Origin of the sequence: Dietzia sp. DQ12-76 (assembly GCF_014145045.1) — a bacterium.
In the GTDB taxonomy this organism is placed as follows: domain Bacteria; phylum Actinomycetota; class Actinomycetes; order Mycobacteriales; family Mycobacteriaceae; genus Dietzia.
In genome coordinates, this window is the sequence record NZ_JAALDV010000156.1 from 1 (window position 1) to 2542 (window position 2542).

3 protein-coding genes and 1 tRNA gene are annotated in these 2542 nt (G+C 70.3%); 2 read left to right on the forward strand and 2 right to left on the reverse strand.

The window, feature by feature from the left end; all coding sequences use genetic code 11:
* Together modA and G6019_RS06545 are read right to left on the reverse strand one after the other, a co-directional pair.
* On the reverse strand, positions 1 to 696 hold a 696-nt coding region (modA, locus tag G6019_RS06540; RefSeq protein ID WP_182627237.1), incomplete at its 3' end, for a molybdate ABC transporter substrate-binding protein.
* Positions 697 to 766: 70 nt separating this feature from the next.
* Positions 767 to 1261: a YajQ family cyclic di-GMP-binding protein gene (locus tag G6019_RS06545; RefSeq protein ID WP_107757128.1), complete on the reverse strand. Its 495-nt coding sequence runs from the start codon at positions 1259 to 1261 to the stop codon at positions 767 to 769.
* 143 nt (positions 1262 to 1404) lie between these two features.
* On the opposite strand from G6019_RS06545, the gene G6019_RS06550 reads away from it, so the two are divergent.
* Positions 1405 to 1487: transfer RNA gene (locus G6019_RS06550), tRNA-Tyr, on the forward strand.
* A 176-nt stretch (positions 1488 to 1663) separates the two neighbouring features.
* A partial coding sequence (locus G6019_RS06555) for a polyprenyl synthetase family protein (protein ID WP_182627235.1) occupies positions 1664 to 2542 on the forward strand: 879 nt, incomplete at its 3' end.

Here is a 2542-nt window from a genome sequence, read left to right on the forward strand (position 1 = left end):
GGTGACCGCGTCGACGAACCGCCGGGCCGCATCCGCCCGGTCCGTCTCACCCCGGTGGGTCACCGCGATCTGATACCGGGTGGGTCCGGACGACGCGGTGGGGATCGCGATCTGCTCGACCCGGTCACCGGCGGAGCGGGCGTCGGTGAGGTAGACGATCCCCGCGTCGGCCTCCCCGGAGGTCACCTTGCCCAGCACGTCCGTGACCTTGGATTCCTCGCTCACCGGTCGCAGCTGCACCCCGGCCGCCCCGGCCAGCGCTCGTGCGGCGTCGCCGCAGGGGACCCCCTCCGCGCACACGACGAGTCGGGCGTCGGCGAGTGAGCGGTCGAGTCCGGTGATGCCGGCGGGATTCCCGGGCGGGGTGACCAGCGTGAGGACGTTGGTCGCGAACTCCACCGGCGCTCCCGAGATCAGCCCCTCGGCCACCGCCCGGTCCATGCTCAGAGAATCCGCCGAGGCGTACACGTCCGCGGGAGCGCCTCCGGCGATCTGGTCGACCAGCCCGGGGGACCCGTCGAACGACAGTCGGATCTCCACGCGGGGGTCGTCCCGCTCGACCTCCTCGGCGATCCGCGTGAACGCGCTGGTGAGGGAGGACGCGGCGAAGACGGTGAGCCGAGGGGAACCCTCGTCGTCGTCGCCCCCGACAGCACATCCGGCCAGCAGGGACACGCCCACGGCCGCTGCCACCACCCGCACCCCCGATCCCACGGCGGTGCGCCGCCGCCTCGGGCGTCCCCCTGGGTAGGGCACTGTCGACGGCCTACCGGTAGTTGGTGAACTGCAGCGCGACCTCGAGGTCGGCCTTCCTCAGCAACGCCATGCACTCCTGCAGGTCGTCGCGCTTCTTGGACGACACCCGGATCTCCTCGCCCTGGATCTGCGCCTTGACGCCCTTGGGCCCCTCGTCGCGCAGGAGCTTGGTGATCTTCTTGGCGTTCTCCTTGTCGATGCCCTGCTTGAGCGAACCGACCAGGCGGAATCCCTTACCGGACGGCATCGGATCGCCCACCTCGAGTGCCTTCATGCTCAGGCCCCGGCGTACCAGCTTCTCGATGAACACGTCCTTGGCGGCCAGAACCCGGTCCTCGGACGCCGCGACGATCTCCACGGCGTCGTCGCCCTTCCATTCGATCCCGGCGTCGGTCCCGCGGAAGTCGTACCGTGTCCCCAGCTCCTTCGCGGCCTGGTTCAGGGCGTTGTCCACCTCCTGGCGGTCGAACTCCGAGACGATGTCGAACGAGGACTCCGAGGCCATGGGCGCGCTCCTTCTCTCACGGTGGGGACGATCCCGGCCAGGCTACCCGGCGCGGACTCAGGCCCGGGTCATCCCGTCGGCCCCCGATTTGGCACCGGGGGTCACACGCGTTGTATCGTGTCCTAGCGCCTCAACGGGTGCACGCCAGATTGCCCGAGCGGCCAAAGGGAGCGGATTGTAAATCCGTCGGCTTATGCCTACGTTGGTTCGAATCCATCATCTGGCACTCGGAGACCCCTGCCACAAGCGGGGGTCTTCGTGCATTTCGGGGCCGCGATAGTGTGACCGTGTGACACCGTGGACTTTCGCGGCTCCGGCCGAGGGACGCCGGTGCGCCGCATCTCGTCGAGAAGATTCGGGGTGAGGGGTATCCAGGACAGGGTCGGCTCCGAACAACAGGACATGACACTGGATTCGGTATCCGCCGCCCAGCGGATGACTGCTCGTGCCCTGCCCGAGGGTCTGGGGCCTGCCGTCGATGACTGGACGGCCGACCTCGATGCCACGACCCGATCCGGCAAGGGAATGCGCTCGGCGTTGTTCGATGCCGTCTTCACGCACTCGGGCGGGCGCGACGAGGCGGTCCGCACCGCTGCCGGTCAGGCCCTGGAACTTCTTCACGAGGCCTTCCTCGTCCACGACGACGTGGCCGACGGCGACGACCACCGCCGTGGCCGGCCCAATCTGCAGGGTCTCACCACGACCCGGGGCGTCGAACAGGGTCTGCCGCGGGAGACCGCCGCCCACGTCGGCATGGTGGGGGGCCTTCTCGGCGGGGACCTCCTGTTGGTGGCCGCGATGGGTCAGTTCGCCCGGCTACCCGTGCCGGGGCCGGTGCTGCACCGCGCCATGGTGGAGGTCGAGAGCGCGGTGGTGGCCTCCGTCGCGGGAGAGTACGCCGATGTGCAGGGCGCCGCTCGTGGGGAGCCCATCACACAGGAGCACGCGCTGGCGATCGGCGCCGCCAAGACCGCCGCGTACTCCGTGACGCTGCCGATGGTCCTGGGCGTGGTCCTGGCCGGAGGGCCGGAGGAGATGATCCCCCCGCTCCGGGAGGCCGGTCGCCATCTGGGGACGGCGTACCAGGTGGTCGACGACGTGCTGGGGGTGTTCGGCGACCCGGCGGTGACGGGAAAGTCCAACGAGGGCGACCTGGTGCGCCGGGCCCCCACCGTGTTGCTCGCCCACGCCGCCACCACCGACCTGTGGCCGAGCATCGACGCCGCGCTCGGTGAGGCCGACCCCGACCCCTCCGCCGCCCGGTCCCTGCTGGCCGAGTGC